At 66.8% G+C, this 16,201-nt stretch carries 12 protein-coding genes; 8 read left to right on the top strand and 4 right to left on the bottom strand.

The annotated features are described in order from the left end of the window. Positions 1–1,387: 1,387 nt before the first annotated feature. From ACFZDJ_RS27420 to ACFZDJ_RS27430, 3 genes are all read left to right on the top strand, one after another. Positions 1,388–1,942 carry a hypothetical protein gene (locus ACFZDJ_RS27420; RefSeq protein WP_391062566.1) on the top strand — a complete coding sequence of 185 codons (555 nt, stop codon included), beginning with the start codon at positions 1,388–1,390 and terminating at the stop codon, positions 1,940–1,942. Positions 1,943–1,984: 42 nt separating this feature from the next. Beyond that, positions 1,985–4,492 (top strand): Helicase associated domain protein, encoded by a 2,508-nt coding sequence (locus ACFZDJ_RS27425; protein WP_391062569.1) that lies wholly within the window; start codon positions 1,985–1,987, stop codon positions 4,490–4,492. A gap of 427 nt (positions 4,493–4,919) precedes the next feature. After that, the gene (locus ACFZDJ_RS27430; RefSeq protein ID WP_391062570.1) at positions 4,920–5,186 is read left to right on the top strand and encodes a hypothetical protein; all 267 of its coding nucleotides are present in this window, start codon (positions 4,920–4,922) and stop codon (positions 5,184–5,186) included. A gap of 95 nt (positions 5,187–5,281) precedes the next feature. On the opposite strand, the gene ACFZDJ_RS27435 is transcribed toward ACFZDJ_RS27430, so the two are convergent. Further along, positions 5,282–5,797 carry a hypothetical protein gene (locus ACFZDJ_RS27435; protein WP_391062573.1) on the bottom strand — a complete coding sequence of 172 codons (516 nt, stop codon included), beginning with the start codon at positions 5,795–5,797 and terminating at the stop codon, positions 5,282–5,284. Positions 5,798–6,139: 342 nt separating this feature from the next. Here ACFZDJ_RS27435 and ACFZDJ_RS27440 point away from each other — a divergent pair, with 342 nt between their 5' ends. Further along, positions 6,140–6,340, top strand: a complete 201-nt coding sequence (locus tag ACFZDJ_RS27440; protein WP_391062575.1) for a hypothetical protein — start codon at positions 6,140–6,142, stop codon at positions 6,338–6,340. Positions 6,341–6,396: 56 nt separating this feature from the next. On the opposite strand, the gene ACFZDJ_RS27445 is transcribed toward ACFZDJ_RS27440, so the two are convergent. Then, positions 6,397–7,233: a hypothetical protein gene (locus tag ACFZDJ_RS27445; protein ID WP_391062577.1), complete on the bottom strand. Its 837-nt coding sequence runs from the start codon at positions 7,231–7,233 to the stop codon at positions 6,397–6,399. A 196-nt stretch (positions 7,234–7,429) separates the two neighbouring features. On the opposite strand from ACFZDJ_RS27445, the gene ACFZDJ_RS27450 reads away from it, so the two are divergent. From ACFZDJ_RS27450 to ACFZDJ_RS27465, 4 genes are all read left to right on the top strand, one after another. Then, on the top strand, positions 7,430–9,256 hold the full coding sequence (locus ACFZDJ_RS27450) for an SIR2 family protein (protein ID WP_391062580.1): 1,827 nt from the start codon (positions 7,430–7,432) through the stop codon (positions 9,254–9,256). A 173-nt stretch (positions 9,257–9,429) separates the two neighbouring features. Next, positions 9,430–10,071 carry a hypothetical protein gene (locus ACFZDJ_RS27455; RefSeq protein ID WP_391062583.1) on the top strand — a complete coding sequence of 214 codons (642 nt, stop codon included), beginning with the start codon at positions 9,430–9,432 and terminating at the stop codon, positions 10,069–10,071. A 12-nt stretch (positions 10,072–10,083) separates the two neighbouring features. Next, complete coding sequence (locus tag ACFZDJ_RS27460) at positions 10,084–11,280, top strand: tyrosine-type recombinase/integrase (protein WP_391062585.1); 1,197 nt, start codon at positions 10,084–10,086, stop codon at positions 11,278–11,280. After that, positions 11,273–13,744, top strand: coding sequence for a tyrosine-type recombinase/integrase (locus ACFZDJ_RS27465; protein WP_391062588.1), 2,472 nt, complete (start codon positions 11,273–11,275; stop codon positions 13,742–13,744). Before ACFZDJ_RS27460 ends, ACFZDJ_RS27465 begins: the two co-directional genes overlap by 8 nt. Positions 13,745–13,953: 209 nt before the next feature. On the opposite strand, the gene ACFZDJ_RS27470 is transcribed toward ACFZDJ_RS27465, so the two are convergent. Beyond that, complete coding sequence (locus tag ACFZDJ_RS27470) at positions 13,954–14,334, bottom strand: hypothetical protein (RefSeq protein ID WP_391062591.1); 381 nt, start codon at positions 14,332–14,334, stop codon at positions 13,954–13,956. 143 nt (positions 14,335–14,477) lie between these two features. Next, positions 14,478–15,404, bottom strand: a complete 927-nt coding sequence (locus ACFZDJ_RS27475) for a hypothetical protein (RefSeq protein ID WP_391062594.1) — start codon at positions 15,402–15,404, stop codon at positions 14,478–14,480. Positions 15,405–16,201: the final 797 nt, after the last annotated feature.

Below are 16,201 nucleotides of genomic sequence, written 5' to 3' on the forward strand. Positions count from 1 at the left end.
CCCGCGGAGCGGGTACCATATCGCTTCGCGATATGCAAGCGAACACCTGTGCTGCGCACAGGTGTTGCGCTCCCGCTCCGCGTGAGCGCCCGCCGGGTCACTGCGTGACCCGGCATCAACTCGCGGGCTGCGCCCACGAGTTGGGCGCGGGGCCGCTGCGCGCCCACGCCCGGCACCGGGGCCTCCGCTGCGCTCCAGCCCCACACATAGTGGGCAATGGCGGGAAAAGCGGCAGCAGTGAGGGGGTGACGGTCCGACAGAGGTAGAGGTGAGAGGCTTGCGGCAAAGTAATGCCTCAATCTAAGTTATGGATTAACTCTGGAATGGATTGCGGGCAGCTCCGCGAAAATTCAATTGGTGGTTTCGGAACATGAAGTGCTTCCGGGTCGTGCGGTTTGCTGTCTTCCACTGGTCAATAATCTCACCTGCATTGGGTTGCTTTACGAGCGGTACGAAGATGCTAACCAGCCAAAAGTTAGTGACAGTTCCCCAGATAACTACGGCGATGACGGCCGTGGAGAAAAGAGGCTTCTTGTAATTGTGATAGAGGAAATGGATTCGGGACATGTCTTACGTTCTCCTTGATAGATGGTGAGTACATTTCGAAGAGTTCCCCCTTCGTTGAAGCTTTTGAGCAAAGAAATAACCCCCACTGCTGTGAGGGCATTGAGCAGACAGTAAATGTCAGGTGCCTAATAGCCTTACGCAGATTGCGATTCTCGTTCCTTTTGCTTTGGGTGCCATGGGTCTCTCCATCGACGATTTCGGCCTGCAGCTCGGCAATCTGTGGCTTTGTGTAATGAATTGATTACTCATTGCAACCTCCATTGGGTACAAAGGAGCCGAAGGGGCTTGTGCCCTTCGGCTTTAAGACGGAGTACTGCCGGGGTAAATGCTGATTCTGCCTCGTGGGGTCGTGGTTGATTACGCTTCGATAATACGGAGAGGAGCTCGTCCCGTCAATAGGGGTCGACGTGGGATACGACGTAGTCCACGTCTCTCCTTTACTGCCCTTCAGGGATGGACTGTACACCTCAAGACTATTTCTGGGAAGGGTGAGGGGGTCGCCCTCGATGAGACCTGTGATCTTGTTCTGCTGGTTTGTAACTGGATGCTTCCTTTATAGCAGAGGACCGCTCCGTGCGGTAATGCATCTGGTCCTGAGGTGCAACGTGAGAGGAATTCTCCGGTCGTTGGCGAGGGGAATCTGTTCGGCCGGCTCGTCGGTCGCGCGTGGACGGGTCCGTAGGCCCGGGCAAAGCCTGGGTGGGGGATCTAGTAGGTGGCCGCCTGACGCCTAGTCAGTCCTCTACCAACTATGGATAGTTGCTACATCTCTGGATAGTCAGTGGTAGTATGAGGGAAAGTTGACCTTGAGGGGATCCGAATGAAGCTGACCGTATTCCAGTTCGAGGGCACTCCCGAGGAGCTGGATGCCTCACAGGTGCTGCGGGAGCTCGCAGACCAGCACCACGGCTCAACTTCGGTTGCTGCGCAGGGAGTTCGGGACGGCGTGCTGCCGGCCTGGATCCCAGGAGTGGCCGACGAGGGACAACAACCTGTGCGGCAGCTGCTGGGCCGTAGTCCGGCTCCCGGTCTGTTCGTTCAGTTTCTTGCAGAGACGACCCGCTGGGAGAACGTCAGCGTCCACGGCATCAAGCGCAAGAACGCGCCGTCCGACGCTCCCCTGGACTACAGCCGCTATCTGCGTCTACGCAGGCAGGGGTCCCAGTTCGGCGGCTTCGCCTACGTCTACGCGGAGCACAGCGCCATCAACCTCCGGCTCAACTACACCAAGCAGCAGCTCGACGAACTGGGCGCGATCACAGCTCGTACCCTCACCACCGGGCACCGCGAGTACCGCGTCAGCGTCGACCTCAGCGACGAGACGAGCCTCGCCCATGCCCTGCAGCTGGCCAAACTCGCCTACGACGCCACCTGAACCAGTCACTCGTCAGCCTGAAAACCGAGAGGGAGAGTCGGCGTGGACCTTCGCCCGCATCAGCGAGAAGCAACGGACGCAGTAGTCCGTACTCTCGAACTTCCCGCCCGATCGTTGGTGCCCGAGCACGGGCTGCGCACCCAGGTGGTCATGGCAACGGGAGCGGGGAAGACCTTCGTCGCGGTCCGCAGCGCGATGGAACTCCATGCCGGCCGTGTGCTCGTCCTTGTTCCGTCCCTGGACCTGCTCGCCCAGACCGAGGCCGCGTGGCGCGAGGGAGGGCGCACCGGGCCGATGATCGGGGTGTCCTCACTTCGCGGGGAGGAGGCGGCCTTCCCCAACACCACGGACGTGGACATGCTGGTGGAGTGGACCCGGTACCTGGACAAGGTCACCGTGTTCGCCACGTACGCCTCGCTCGGGCTCGGCACCCTGGAGCGCGCGCACGCTCTCGGCCTTCCGGGCTGGGATCTGATCGTCGTGGACGAGGCGCACCGGACGTCGGGCCGGATCGGGAAGTCGTGGGCGGTCGTGCACGACAACACCCGGATCCCGTCGCTGCGTCGGCTGTACATGACGGCCACGCCGCGGCTGTGGCAGCTCGATGAGGACCAGGAGCAGGGCGGGGCGCCGGGTGAGCTGGTGGCCTCGATGGAGGACAATCCCAACGGGGCGTTCGGTGCCCGCTGTTACACGCTGACGCTGTCGGAGGCGATCGACCGGGGGATCTGCGCGCCGTACCAGGTGGTGTGCGTGGACGTCACAGACACGCAGTTCCAAGCCGCCGTGCTGCTCGGTGCGGAGGGGCGGTCGGACCAGGTGCGCGGGGCCCGGCTCGCCGCGCTCCAGACCGCGCTGGTCAAGGCATCGTCAGAAGAGAATTTCCGCCGCACGCTGGTGTTCCACCATGTCGTCAAGGAAGCCGAGGCGTTCGCGACCGGCCTGTCGGATGTCGCCGCGCAGCTGCACGTGGCCGACCCCGAGCTGTACCCGGCGACGGTCTGGGCGGACTGGCTGTGCGGCGAGCACAAGCCGGGCCACCGACGGCGCGTCCTCACCGAGTTCGCCGACGGGATCGCCGCGGACGGCACGGTCGTGGAGAAGGGCTACCTGGGCTCGGTGAAGGTGCTCGGCGAGGGCGTCGACACCAAGAACTGCGACTCCGTCTACTGGGCAGACGTCCGCGGCTCCATGCCCGACCTGGTCCAGGCCGTCGGCCGCACGCTGCGGATGCAGCCCGGCGAAGGCAAGATGGCATCCCTCGTGGTGCCGGTCCTGCTGGGGCCCGGAGAGACCGCGGACAACATGCTTACTTCCCGGGCGTACGGCGGCTTGGCGAAGCTGCTGGAAGCACTCAGGGCACACGACGCCCGGATCGTGGAGCAGCTGGCCGAGCCACAGGCCCCCAGCCGCTACAAGCCCGTCCAGAAGGATCTGAAGGGCAAGGAGGAGGGCGGGGCGGGTGCGGGCGGCGCTTCCGCCCCGGCCAAGGCGCTGCTGAAGTTCTCCACGCCGCGCGACCCGGCCGCGCTCGCCGCGTTCATCAACCTACGGGTCCTCAACCCGGAACACGAGCACTGGAGGCGGGGCGTGGAGGCCTCCGTCATCTACGCCCGCGAGCACGGGGACCTGAAGGTGCCGTTCACGTACCGCGTGCCGAAGGGTGAGAAAGCTCAGGCTGAGGGGTGGCCGGCCTCACTGGCCAACTTCCCGCTGGGGCAATGGGTGGCCGATGCGAGGCGGTTCTACGCCCGCGGGACGCTGGACGAGGGCCGTGTCGAGCAGCTGGAGAAGCTGGGCATGGTGTGGTCGCACTTCGACGTCGCGTGGGAGGAGGGCCTGGCTGCCGTTCGCGGGTGGGCTGCCGAGAACGGGCACCTCTTGGCGCCGCTGGACGCCACCTTCCAGGGCGCGAAGGTGGGCATCTTTCTGAAGAACGCGCGGGCCGCCGCACGGAAGGCTGCCGAGATCGAGCAGCGGCGTGCCGAGGGGCTGCCCGTGGGGTCGTCGGCCGGCGCCCTGTCGGCGGACCGGCGGGAGCAGTTGGAGGAGATCGACCCGTCGTGGTGCCCCACCTGGCCGGTGGAGTGGCAGAGGGCGTTCCACCTCACCCGGCAGCACCTGGAGCAGGGCGGCGAACTCCCCGCCGAACCGAGCGAGGTGCTGGTGCAGTCTGAGGATCTCGGGCGGTGGGTGCGCGCCCAGCGTCTGGGCTGGGACAAGCTCACCGCCGTGCAGCAGTGGATGTGTGAGCAGGTCCTCGGGATCACCCCCGCGTCCGAGGAGGAAAAGCCGAAGCCGCGCCGTACACAGGCCGACAAGTGGGCACTCAATTTCACCGCCGCCCAGCAGTTCTACGAGCGCGAGGGACACCTGCAGGTGCCCAGGAAGCACGTGGAGACCATCGTGATCGACGGTGACGGTGGCGGGGACCATGTGGAGCGGCAGATCAAGCTGGGCGCCTGGATCGGTAACCAACGTTCCCGGGCTGCGACGCTCACACCGGAGCGGGTGGAGCAGCTGTCCGCGATCGGGATGCGCTGGGCATAGAAGTCGCGCGTCACATTTCCCTGCTGGCGGCCCATAACCGATGTATGGGCAGAGGGCCGGACCAGGTGGTCCGGGCCTTCGCAATGTCTCGCGATTTTCTCCCCAGCCGGTGCTGTCCGTGCCCTGACTCCCGGCCCCAGGGGGTGAAGAAGCCGATAAGACACCGTCACCCGCAGCGGTACCAGACGTGCCGCTGCGGCCGGAAGGGAGCAGGGGCAATGCCACGGGATATCTGTGCCACGCTGATCCTGCACCTCACACAGGTACCCCACCTGGTGAGGGCGGGCCGACCGCGCGGCTTCCCCACGCGGACGACACCACCACAGGTGTCCGCCTCCCAGCCCGCTCTCATATCGCAGAGAACCGCGTGAAGATCCCTACGCCCATAACCGCCTTCGTCTCTGGCCTCGGTACCACCGCCGCCAGCATGCCCTGGCCGATCGTGGTCCTCTGTGTCCTCGCCAGCGTGGTGCCGTCCGTCCTCGGCTACCTGACCAACCAGTACCAGACGCGTCGCCAGTTCGACTTCGCGGACAAGCTTCTGGAAGCGACGAGCAGGATCCCGGCGCGGGACCGTGCCGATCTGGCCCGCCACCTCGCCCAGGTCGTCGCCCAAGGTCCCCGTGCGACCTCACTGGCTGACTCGGATGGGCCTGCCCCAACCGCACCCACCGTCCCCGGTACCCCACCATGACGGCATGGCCGCAATTGGAGTGCGCTGGGCGTAGTCCATCCCGAGGCGTATTCCTCAGCATCGGGGTGCACGCCCTGCCGGGGGAAAGACCCGGTTCAGAAAGGCGGTTCGTCCGGGTACTCCTTGGCGGGAGCGGGTGCCTGCGATGTGGCCCACGGGTCATCCGCAGGCACCGAGGGGTTGCCGCCCCACCCGCCGGAGGATGGCCGCGGCGGCGGGACAGCCGGCGCCTCCTCTGGTTCCACGCCGTCAACGGCGTCGTTCCACAAACGGCGCAAGTACTCCCGGCACGACGCCGGATCGTCCTCGTCAAAGCGGTCCTCAGGCTCCGGCCAACGTCGTCGATCAGGGTCCTGGCCACCGAGCTGGCAGAGAACGCGCAGCACTGCGTCGACCTTCGCCCACGTGCTGACCGTCTGCCCGGTGAGGAGTCGGCGAATGGTCTCCCGGCTCACCGGCACCGGACTCGCCAGACGGCCGGTTGCTTCAGCGATACTGGCGAGTGAGGGGCGCCCAGCTTCCCGGAAGTGGACATGGAGCTCGGCGACGAACGCGCGCGTGGGTCCAGGCGGCAAGGCGTCCTTGCCGGGCATCCGCAGCATCTGAGGCATCCGCCAACTCTCGCACGGCTGAACCCGGTTCGACACATGAAGACACGGCATGGCACGGCATGACGCCACAGGTGAGCTCAGTCAGGCACGTGTTGACCCATGAAAACCCGCATGAACTGACTTTGACCGCTGTCGCCACGGACGAACTTCTTTGAGCAATTCACTGTTTCTGCTGGTCAGAGCGGTTTTCCGGGTGCTTTCTTTGTTGTCGTCCACCCCACGAGACTCCAACCGTCTCAAGGGGTGAACGGCGGCGCGGCCGTCTCCGGAAACGGCGACGGCCCCCTGGTGGGCAGGGAGCCGTCTGCAGATGACCGAACATCCCCAGCGAAGGAGAAGCTCATGTCCAAGGTTGAGCGTAAGGGCAACAGCCCGGACCCGGAACCCCTCGCAACGCCGGATGGCGCGTCCTCGAAAACCCGGTGGGTCCGGCGTGCCCGGCAGCTACGGAACGAGGCGGGGCTGCATCTGCTCCGAGGCGCCGCAACCGCGGTCGGCGGCGCCGTCGTCGCGTACGGCGGCCTCTGGATCCAGTCGCGCTGACAGCGGACGGATGGACCGGAGCATGGCCAACGGCAGCCTGTGCGGTTGTCGGCCCGCTACGGGCGATCCTCAAGCCGGGCGAGCAGGCCGGCAGCCGTGGCGACTGCCGCAACTGCGTCGGCGCGGGTCCAGTTGAAGTTCTCGGTGTTGCCCGCGTCGTCGTGCGGGGCGCCGCTGAAGAGGTGGTAGGCGCTCTGGGTGAGCACCGCCCAGCGCTCCTCCTGGTCCCGGTCGTCCTTCTTCGTCTTCGACAGCGCCCGCGCGTTGACGTTCACGGTGTCGCAGGCGTCGCGTACTGCGTCGAGGGCCTGGCGGGCGAGGGTCACGGCGTGCTCGTAGCGCTGGCCCTGGATGGCGGTCTTGGCCTCGCGGATCCGTCGTGCGGCGATGGCCCGGGCCTCCACGGTGGTGATCGGGATGAGGACGTCGACGAAGGCGCCGGCATCGAGCTGGGTGAGGGCGTTGCTCCACGTCGCGTGCGGGACGCGGATGAGCTCCTGGTCATCGGCGACGGGCCAGTGCTTTGTCTCTGCCAGGGCGGTCAGGGAGAGTTCGGCGCGCAGGGTCAGGTCGTTGCCCGCCCGCGTCTTCTCCAAGCCGTGCAGTTGCCGGTCGGTCACGCTCGTCTCAAGCGTGAGGCTCGTGGCGAAGGACTTCAGTCCGATTGGCCTCGGGGTGTGGAGGACGCCGATCCAGCTCGCGGGGCCTGGCGTCTCGTGCGCCCAGAGGGTGCCGGAGACGAGGAATGGCGCGTCCACGGTGTAGTTGCCGAGTCCGGTCACCTCGAAGGTCAGGGCGAGACGGTGCGTGTCCCAGCCCGGGAAGAAGTTGACGTTGTGCTGTGCCCGGATGTTGACGCTGTAGTCGTTCGAGCCGAATGCGAAGTTGGCCATCGTTCCTCGCCTGGTTGCGCTGTTGCCTGATGATGGCAGGCCAACTGTCCCCGGCGGCAGCGGTTTTCCCCGTCGGCCGCATAGGACGACACCCTACCACCCTTTATCGTCATGACGACGATAAAGGGTGGTAGGGTGTTCCGCGAACGGGCGGTACAACGCGTTCGGAGCGTCGCCCGTGAAAGGAGTTCCTCCCATGGAAACCGACGGCACAGCGCCAGAGCCCCCCGCGCAGGCGCCTCTTTTGGTACCGCCCGGCCGCATCCTGGACGCCAAGACTGCGCTCGCCCTGAACGTCCACGCCAGCCCGGGGGTGTATGCGCTCCTGCTCGGGTCCGGGATCTCCCTGACGTCCGGCGTGAAGACCGGATGGGGCATCGTCGAAGACCTCGTCGGCCGCGTCGCTGCCATGCGGGACCCCAACGACACCGATGCCGCCGAGAAGGCGGTCACCGACCCGGTCGCCTGGTGGGCGCAGCACTACGACGACGTCCTCGGGTACTCGGGCCTTCTGGGCGCTGTGGCCCCCACGGCAGCCGCTCGCCAGGCGCAGCTCGCCCGGTACTTCCAGCCCCAGGAAGACGATGAGCCGGGCGCGAAGGGTCCCACTCCCGCCCACCACGCGATCGCCCAGCTGGTGAAGCGGGGAGGTATCCGCGTCATCCTGACCACCAACTTCGACCGGCTCACCGAGCGGGCTCTGGAAGAGGCGGGTATCTCGCCCCAGGTCATCAGCCGGCCGGGCCAGATCGCGGGGATGATGCCGCTCCCCCACGCCCCGGTGACGGTGATCAAGCTCCATGGCGACTACGCCGCTCTGGACCAGCTCAACACGGTGGACGAGCTGGAGACCTACGAGCCAGAACAACAAGAGCTGCTCAAGCGGGTCCTGGACGAGTACGGGCTGATCATCTGCGGCTGGTCCGCGGACTGGGACACGGCGCTCGTCCGCGCCCTGGAAGGCGTGCGTCCCCGCCGGTATCCGATGTTCTGGTCGTCCTTCAGCACGCTCGGAGAAGCGGCGAAGCGCCTGACCGCCCAGCGCAGCGCCGCCGTCATCGAGGGCATGACGGCGGACGAACTCTTCACCGACCTCCAGCGGCGCGTCGAGGCCCTGGACCGGATGGCGGCCCCGCCCCTCACCCGCGACATTGCCGTCACCCGCCTCAAGCGTGCCCTGCCCGACCCGGTGCGCAGGATCGAGGCCTCCGACCTCGTCCACCAGACCGTCACTGACATCCTCGACAGAACCGCAGCAGCGGCGCGTCCTCTAGGCGGCCCCGTCTTCGACGAGAGCGTGCGCGGCTACCGGGCCGACTGCGACGTCCTGCTGCACCTTCTGGCCCACGGGGTCTTCCACGACGACGGAACCCATGACGCCCTGTGGCTACGCGCAGTCGAACGGCTCACCCGCATGCGCAGCAGCTTCTCCGGCGCCTTCAACGAAGCGCTGGAGGCACTGAGGCACTACCCGGCGCTCTTGGCCACCTGGACCATGGGCGTCACCGCCGTCATCAGCCGTCGCGAAGAGTTCCTGGCGACCATCATGGCCCAGCCCACCTGGAACACCCTGTCGGGCAGGACCCGGACCCAACCGCCGGCCGTCTACCTCAACCCCGTCCGCATCCTGGCAGCCGACCTCAACTCCGTGATGCCCCCGCCGGATAGGCAGACCTGGCGATTCCCGCAGAGCACCTTCCTTCGGCAGGAAGCACGCGAGCCGCTGAAGAGCATCGAACCCGACGACGCGGCATACCAGACCGCCTGCACCCGCTTCGAGTTCCTCGCCTCCCTGATCGCCATGGACGACGACACACAGACCCGCCCCCCATGGATCGGCGAGTTCGTCAACGACGTGCACTGGAAGTACGACACCAGCATCGCCAACACGATCAAAGCCGAGCTCACACCAAACTGGCCGCTGCTCCGAGCAGGCGCGTTCGGCGGCAACGTCGAACGTGCGCAAGCGGCCTACGAACACCTCATCCAATGGCGGGCACAGAACCCGCGGCTCCGCTGGTAGAGAGCCCCGGGTCGAGCACCACAGACCACTTCAGAGCCCGCGCGCGGCACGGCTGGGGTCGGGCCGTGCGGCGACGCGGCCCTACCGCAGCGGCTGCGCCGCCCGGACCGTCTGCTGACGGCGTGGGAGTACGCCAGCAGGCGGCCGGTGTCCCAAGGGCGCAGGCTGATCCTGTGGAGTGGCCTGTAGACGTCGCGCTGGCCCGCCCCGTGACGCAGTTGCCGACGGGACCGTGGGCCTACGAGATCAAGGTCGATGGTCACCGGACCGTGCTGTGGCGGACCGAGGACAGTGTCCGGCTGCAGTCGCGGACCGGCCGCGACGTCACCGCGCTCTGGATGGATCTCGCCCTGGCCGCCATGAGCCTGCCGCCCGGCGTGATCCTGGACGGCGAGGCCGTCGTGTACGTCGCCGACGACGACGGCACCGCCCGGATCAGCTTCGGGGCGGCACAGTCTCGCGCGCTGTCCAGCCCCCGCCGCGCGAGGGAGCTCGCCGACCGGCACCCCGCGACGTACGTGGCGTTCGACGTCCTGGCCCATCCTGCGGCAGGCAACCCGGACCTGCGCCCGCGGCCGTACGTGGAGCGCCGCCAGGTCCTCCTGGACGTGCTCGCCGACGTCGGGCCGCCAATCGAGCCGGTGTGGTCGACCACCGACCTGAGCGAGGCCCTGCTCTGGTACGAGACGCTCGAAGGAACTGGTGTTGAGGGGATCGTGGCGAAGCCGCTCCGATCGGCCTATAAAGCGGGCCGGGTCTGGTGTGTTAACTGCACTAAGCGGCTCGGATCCTGGAGCGAGCTGATCGACGTCTGAAGGAAGTCCCTGTTGTTAGACCTGCGCTACGAGCTGATCGAGGGTCGGGTCGATGTGCCCCGGGTCGGTTCGGTCATCGAGCTGAAAACCATCCCCTGGCACGCCGTCGTCGACGCTGAAGGCACCGTCGTTGCTCCCGTTGTTCCTTACCTCCGTGGTTTGATGCTGGACGACAACCGCCCGGCGACCGCCAAGAGTTACGCTCACGATCTACTTCGCTGGCACCGACTGCTGTGGTTCCTGGGAATCGGCTGGGACCGGGCGACGGAAGCCGAAGCCTCTGTACTGGTCGGATGGCTCCGCATCGCCCCGAATCCGCAACGTCGCCGACGGAACCCCGCAACGCCGCAGCCAGGCTCGGTCAATTCCCGCACGGGAAAGTCCTACCTCAGGGCCGGTTACGCCCCCTCCACGATCAACCATTGCCTGACCGTGGTCAGCGGCTTCTACGCTTATCACCGGCACTACAACCGCGGCCCGTTGGTCAACCCGGTGCCGGACTCGAGGCAACAGCGCCGGGCTCTGGCTCATAGGACTCCTGACGGGGAGGTCCCGAATTTTCGTCGGGCCCGGTTGCGTCAGAGGGAGCGCCGGTCCGATCCGCGCTCGATTCCGGACGGGATGTGGGACGAATTCTTCGGCGCGCTGACCTGTGAACGGGACCGGGCTGCTGTTCTGCTCTACGTCTCCAGCGGATCGCGGGCCAGCGAACTTCTCGGTGTCACGCCGGGATACATCAACTGGCCCAAGCAGCTGATCTGGGTGGTCACGAAGGGCACGGATGATCGCGAGCCTGTACCGGTCAGTCCGCAGGCGTTGACGGTCCTGGCGGTCTATCTCGACCACATCGGGCTGCCGCCGACCGATGAGCCAGTCTTTCGCACGCGGCGGGGCGATGACCGGCCGCTGACGTACTGGGCGATGCGGCGGGTGATCCAGCGGGTGAACGACAAGCTCGGCACGAACTGGACGCTGCACGATCTGCGGCACACCGCGGCGACCCGCATGGCGAACGATCCCAACCTCACGCTCGCTCAGGTCCGCGCGATCCTGCGGCACACGGACCTGGCGACCACGGGCCGCTACCTGAGCGCAAGGGTCGAGGACCTCTTCGATGCCCTTCAGCAGCACTACAGCCGGCCTCGCGTCGAGCGGACCGTCGCCCCCGGCTACGACCCGGAGGACTTCAAGGCGGTGTTCGGTGGTTAACCGGACCACGGTCGAGATCTACACGGCCCGCAACCGGCGACCGAGGCCCCGCCAGAGCGGCCGGGAGGCCGGGCAGACCCGATTCCCGGGGGCCGTCCTCAAAGCAGCACCGGCTCCGCGCCCCGAACATCCGCCGGCGCCGTTCGGAGACCTGACGAGTGCCTCGGTCGATGATCTCTGCGCCCTGGTCGCAGAGATCTTCAACGGGGAGGCGAAATCGGTCGGGGAGAAGCGCCGCCGTGGCATCCGAAGACTCTTCGGCCACCTGGCGGCGCTGCCTGGCGAGACCTGGCAGGAGCGTTGGGAGGCCAGTGGCTTCAACGACGAGAACGCCTTGTCAGTGACCGTCCTGGCCAGGCCGGAGGTTCGCTACGACAGCTCCAACCTGATCTCCGCGTTGAAGACGGCGTTCAGCCTGAGGGTGTTCCAGCCGTCGCTGTCCGGGTTCAGAGCGAACAAGTTCTTGGACTATCCGGAACCTTTCCGCAGGCTTCAGCGCGATCCTCAGCTCGATGAGCTCTTCAGTGCGATCGACTCTCACCCGGAGTGGAACCCCGTGAACCGGCTGCGGGCGAAGTTCGACATTGTCTGCACGCTGACGACCCAGGGCATCGCTCTGGTTGACCTCACGCCGTCCGCGCTCCTGCACTACGCGACGGAGGTCAGGAGGCTGGGAGTCAATCACGGTGGCGGCAGCAGCAATGCTGGCTTCGGCGGCCTCGCAGCCTGGGAGGTGCTGCACAGCACCGGCCACTTCCCTGAGGGCACCCCGCCAACTTTGCGCATGATCATCTACAACGGGCAGAAGACCGTCGAGGAGCTCGTCGACAGTTACCCCGTCAAGAACGCCGGCGTCCGCCAGCTTTTGATCGACTACCTCACCCGGCGCCGGGCAGACACCGACTACAGCACCCTGCGAGCCCTCGCTCGCAACCTGGTCAGCCTGTTCTGGGTGAGCATCGAGAAGATCAATCCCAGTCAGGAGGACCTCGTGCTCAGCCCGCTGGTCTATGAGCAGTGGCGGACGGATCTTCAGTACTGGACGAACGACAAAACAAGGGTCCGCAAGCACTTCGAGACGATCCTGCTGGCCGTCCGCGCCTTCTACGTCGACCTGCACAGTTGGGCCATCGCCGAGCCGGAAAGGTGGGCTCAGTGGGTCGCTCCCTGTCCGGTCCTGCCGCGTGATCTGAAGGGATTCGGCGCACGGCAGCGCGAGAACAATCGGAAGATCGCCGATCGCACACGGGTCCGTCAGCCTCTGCTACCCGTGCTCGTCCAGCATGTCGAGTCACGGCACGAGCACCTCACCGCCTTACTCGAAGCCGGCCGTGGGGTCCCGCTGGGGGAGACGTTCACCCTCAACGGGTGCCGCTTCAGCCGCACCGACTCTCGCGCGGACCGGCGCCAGGCCCGGCTCCTTCAAGACCCCGGCGTCAGGGTCGTCGACCACGGCACGGGCGAGACGATCGACGTGTCCTCGGCGGAGGACACGTCCTTCTGGGAATGGGCGATCGTCGAGCTCCTGCGGCACAGCGGCATCCGGGTGGAAGAGCTGACCGAGCTGTCCCATTTCAGCGTCCGCCAGTATCAGCGGCCAAACGGAGAGGTCATCGCCCTGCTGGTGGTGGCGCCGTCGAAGAGCGACCGCGAACGCGTGATCCCGATGTCCGCCGAGCTCTTCCACGTCGTCGCGCAGGTCATCCGCCGCCAGACCCGTGGCGGGAAGCCGATTCCGCTGGTCAGCCGCTATGACCCTCACGAAAAGACGTGGTCAGAGCCCATGCCGTTCCTCCTTCAACGCAAGATCGGCACCGTCCGGGGTGTCCTGGCCGCGGGCACGGCCCTCAAGATGCTCCGCCGCACCTGCAAGAGGATCGCCGAGACGAATGACGCATTCGACGGGATGACGTTCACCCCACATGACTTCCGCCGGCTCTTCGCCACCGAGGTCGTCAACGGCGGCCTGCCCATCCACATCGGCGCCGCCCTGCTCGGACACGTCAATCTCCAGACGACCCAGGGTTACGTCGCCGTCTTCGCGGAGGATGTCGTCACGTCCTATCAGGAGTTTCTCAACCGCCGCCGGGCCCAGAGACCTGGCGATGAATACGTCGACGTCACCCCGAAGGAGTGGGCGGAGTTCGAGGAGCACTTCGACAGGCGCAAGGTCGAACTCGGGAACTGCGCCCGCCCCTACGGATCTTCCTGCCAGCACGAGCATGCCTGCATCCGATGCCCGATGCTGCAGGTCAACCCGAAGATGCTGCCGCGACTCGCGGAGATCGAGAGGGACTTGCTCCTACGCCGTAAGCGGGCCGAGGAGGAACAGTGGCTCGGCGAGATCGAGGGCATCGAGATGACCTTGACCTTCGTGCGAACCAAGCAGGCCGATGCCGTGCGACTTGCACAACGCCAACCAGTCGACCTCGGCATCCCTGCCCCCCGTCCGCGGACCAACTAGGCGGTGTCTCTCTCCGGTCACGTCTGAGGCGGGCGAAGATCGAGAAAGGCGAGGCGTTCTCATATGGATCTGTGCACACTGGCACTCATGCTGATCGACATCTGGCCGCTCAATACGCTGCGTGTGCGGTCGCCCCGTCTGGAGTTGCGGCTGCCCTCCGAAGAAGAACTCGCGGCGGGCCGCTGAGGCTGACGGCCCTGCGCCCAGGCCTAGCTGCTGCCGTCTCGCTGGGACTCGTGCCAGCGAAGTCGCTCCCGCCGAAGTCGGCGCCGTCTTCGCTCAGTCCTGATCCGCTTGCTGCACTCGGTTCCCACACCCAGGATCAGCAGCAGCGCGAGGAGAACGGCCATGACCGCCTGGGACACACAGGCCACCGGCAATGCGGCCAGAGAGCAGCCGTACCCGATGGAGGCCGAGGAAGCCGCCGCCATGCTCAGCACCAGCACGTCCCGGCCCGTCCGGTCGGGAACCGGTGCTCCCTTGGCAGCCCACTTCTCCATGGCTCCGACGAACCAGACAGCGAGCAGTCCCGCCACTTCGAGCCCTGCCAGCAGGACGGCCAGGCCGACATCGAAAACCCACTTAGCCATGCTTTCCATGTTGGGTGAGCGGGCGGACCGCACGACTGAGTACAGCTACTCAAATACGGTGGCCGGCACGCGAGATCAGGCAGCGCTCTACCTCCCGGGGCCGGACAGGGGCTGGCTACCTTGAGGTCCGAGGCGGGCATGGCTCAGTAGCCCTGGGCGATCACCTTTTCCCTCATCATTGATTCCAGCTCCGCATTCGACAGCGGGTGCAGGGTGTTGAGGAGGCGGCGCAGGCCTGGTTCGCCGAGGGACTTGCTGGTGACCTCAACCTCCGCGTCGTGGTATCGGCGGGTGAGGGTGATGTCGCGGGTGCCGCCGGGGAGGCGACGGATCATGCGCGTCTCGCCGTGCACGTCCACCGTGCAGGTCACACCCTTCCCCACCGGCTCTGGACATCGTGGTGTCTGTGTGAGCGGTGAACGCACCACAAGGCCCACGTACCCCAACTCGTATCCTTCCCGGACGGGGTGGTATTCGACGCCGAAGTAGGCGGGTCCGACCACGGCACGGGATACCCGCATTCCAGGCGGCGCAGCGCCCAGGTACAGCAGTTCTGGATGCTCATGGTAGCGCGCGATCTCCGCCACCTGCCGACCCTGCTGCGCCTGCACCGGGCCGACGAAGCCTCCGTAGGCCACACCAGCCACCAGCGCGGCGACCGCCCCAAGCCGTACCCACCGGTTCGGTACGAAGAACGCCGCGGCGACGGCGTACGGCACCCCCGTCAGCGCGACCCGTGTACTGGCGCTCCCCAGGTCGACGTCCCCGCCGTAGGCGGCCAGGCCCGCCAGGACGCCGAGCGTGCCGAGGACGAAGACCAGGGCCGCCCAGCCGAGCCGCTGGCGCACCGAGCCACACAGCGGCACCACGGCCCTCGCCGGTATGCCCGCTATGGCTAGCAGACCCACCGTCAGCGGTACGCCCAACGCGAGGACCAGCACCGCCGCCCCGGCACTGCCGCCCCAGGCCGTCACCACTAATTCGAAGCCGAGCGCCGGCATCGCAGCCGCCATCGTCACCCAGACCAGGAAGAGATGTAGGGCAGTCAGCGCCCCTCTGCCGCTTGTCATGCGCGAAGCCTGCCAGCTCGCATCCTGACGCACATGAGTTCCCCTACTCAGTGCGTCCTCTCGAGACCTGCCAGGGGGATGGGGCATGCGCGGAGCCAGATGAGAAGCGCGGCGGCGGTGCCAAGGTAGTCGTATCCACCACTGACGAGCCCCACCCAGGTCGACTTGACTTGGTGCAGAGAAGGGGCATGGCTCGGCCGGACCGGTACACGGTGCGCTGCCGCGATGCGGAGGTCAGACTGCGCGCCGCAGGCCCCGAGGCCGCCAGACGACTGCTGGTCTCGGGGCCTGCCTTTCCGTACCGAAGACCTGCTCCATCGGGCCGGTGGCGGCACCCCGCACGCTGGCACCGTGCCCGCCCCGACCTCTCCCCCACCGATGTCGCCCGTCTGACGTCGCCGCTCTGACGGCGGCGCTGCGCGGCGGTCCCGGCCGACGCGCGAGGAGCACCGGCGGCGCCCGATCCCCTCGCCCGCCGCCCGGGACCTGTCCCACCCACCCACTTCCTTGTTCTTCCTGCTGTGGGGCGTGGTCCGGGGGCGTAGAGGGGATGTCGGCCTCCCGAGCACGGCCGCACCAGCGTGGTGACCTGCGGGTTCGCGGGCGGGTGCGGGTGCGGGTGCGGGTGCGGACGGTTGTCGGCCAGGTTGTCGGAGGGGATGTGGGCCTGGTCCACGGAGGTGTTGTCGCTTCGTGACCGTGGTCGGGCCTTCGTGGTCGGGGTTCTGGTGGGAGCCGACTGCTGCTGTGACCGGTACGCGCGGCGCCGGGCAAGACGGCGCCGCACCGTACGGGAA

The organism is Streptomyces sp. NPDC007896, assembly GCF_042959425.1.
In the GTDB taxonomy this organism is placed as follows: Bacteria; Actinomycetota; Actinomycetes; order Streptomycetales; family Streptomycetaceae; genus Streptomyces.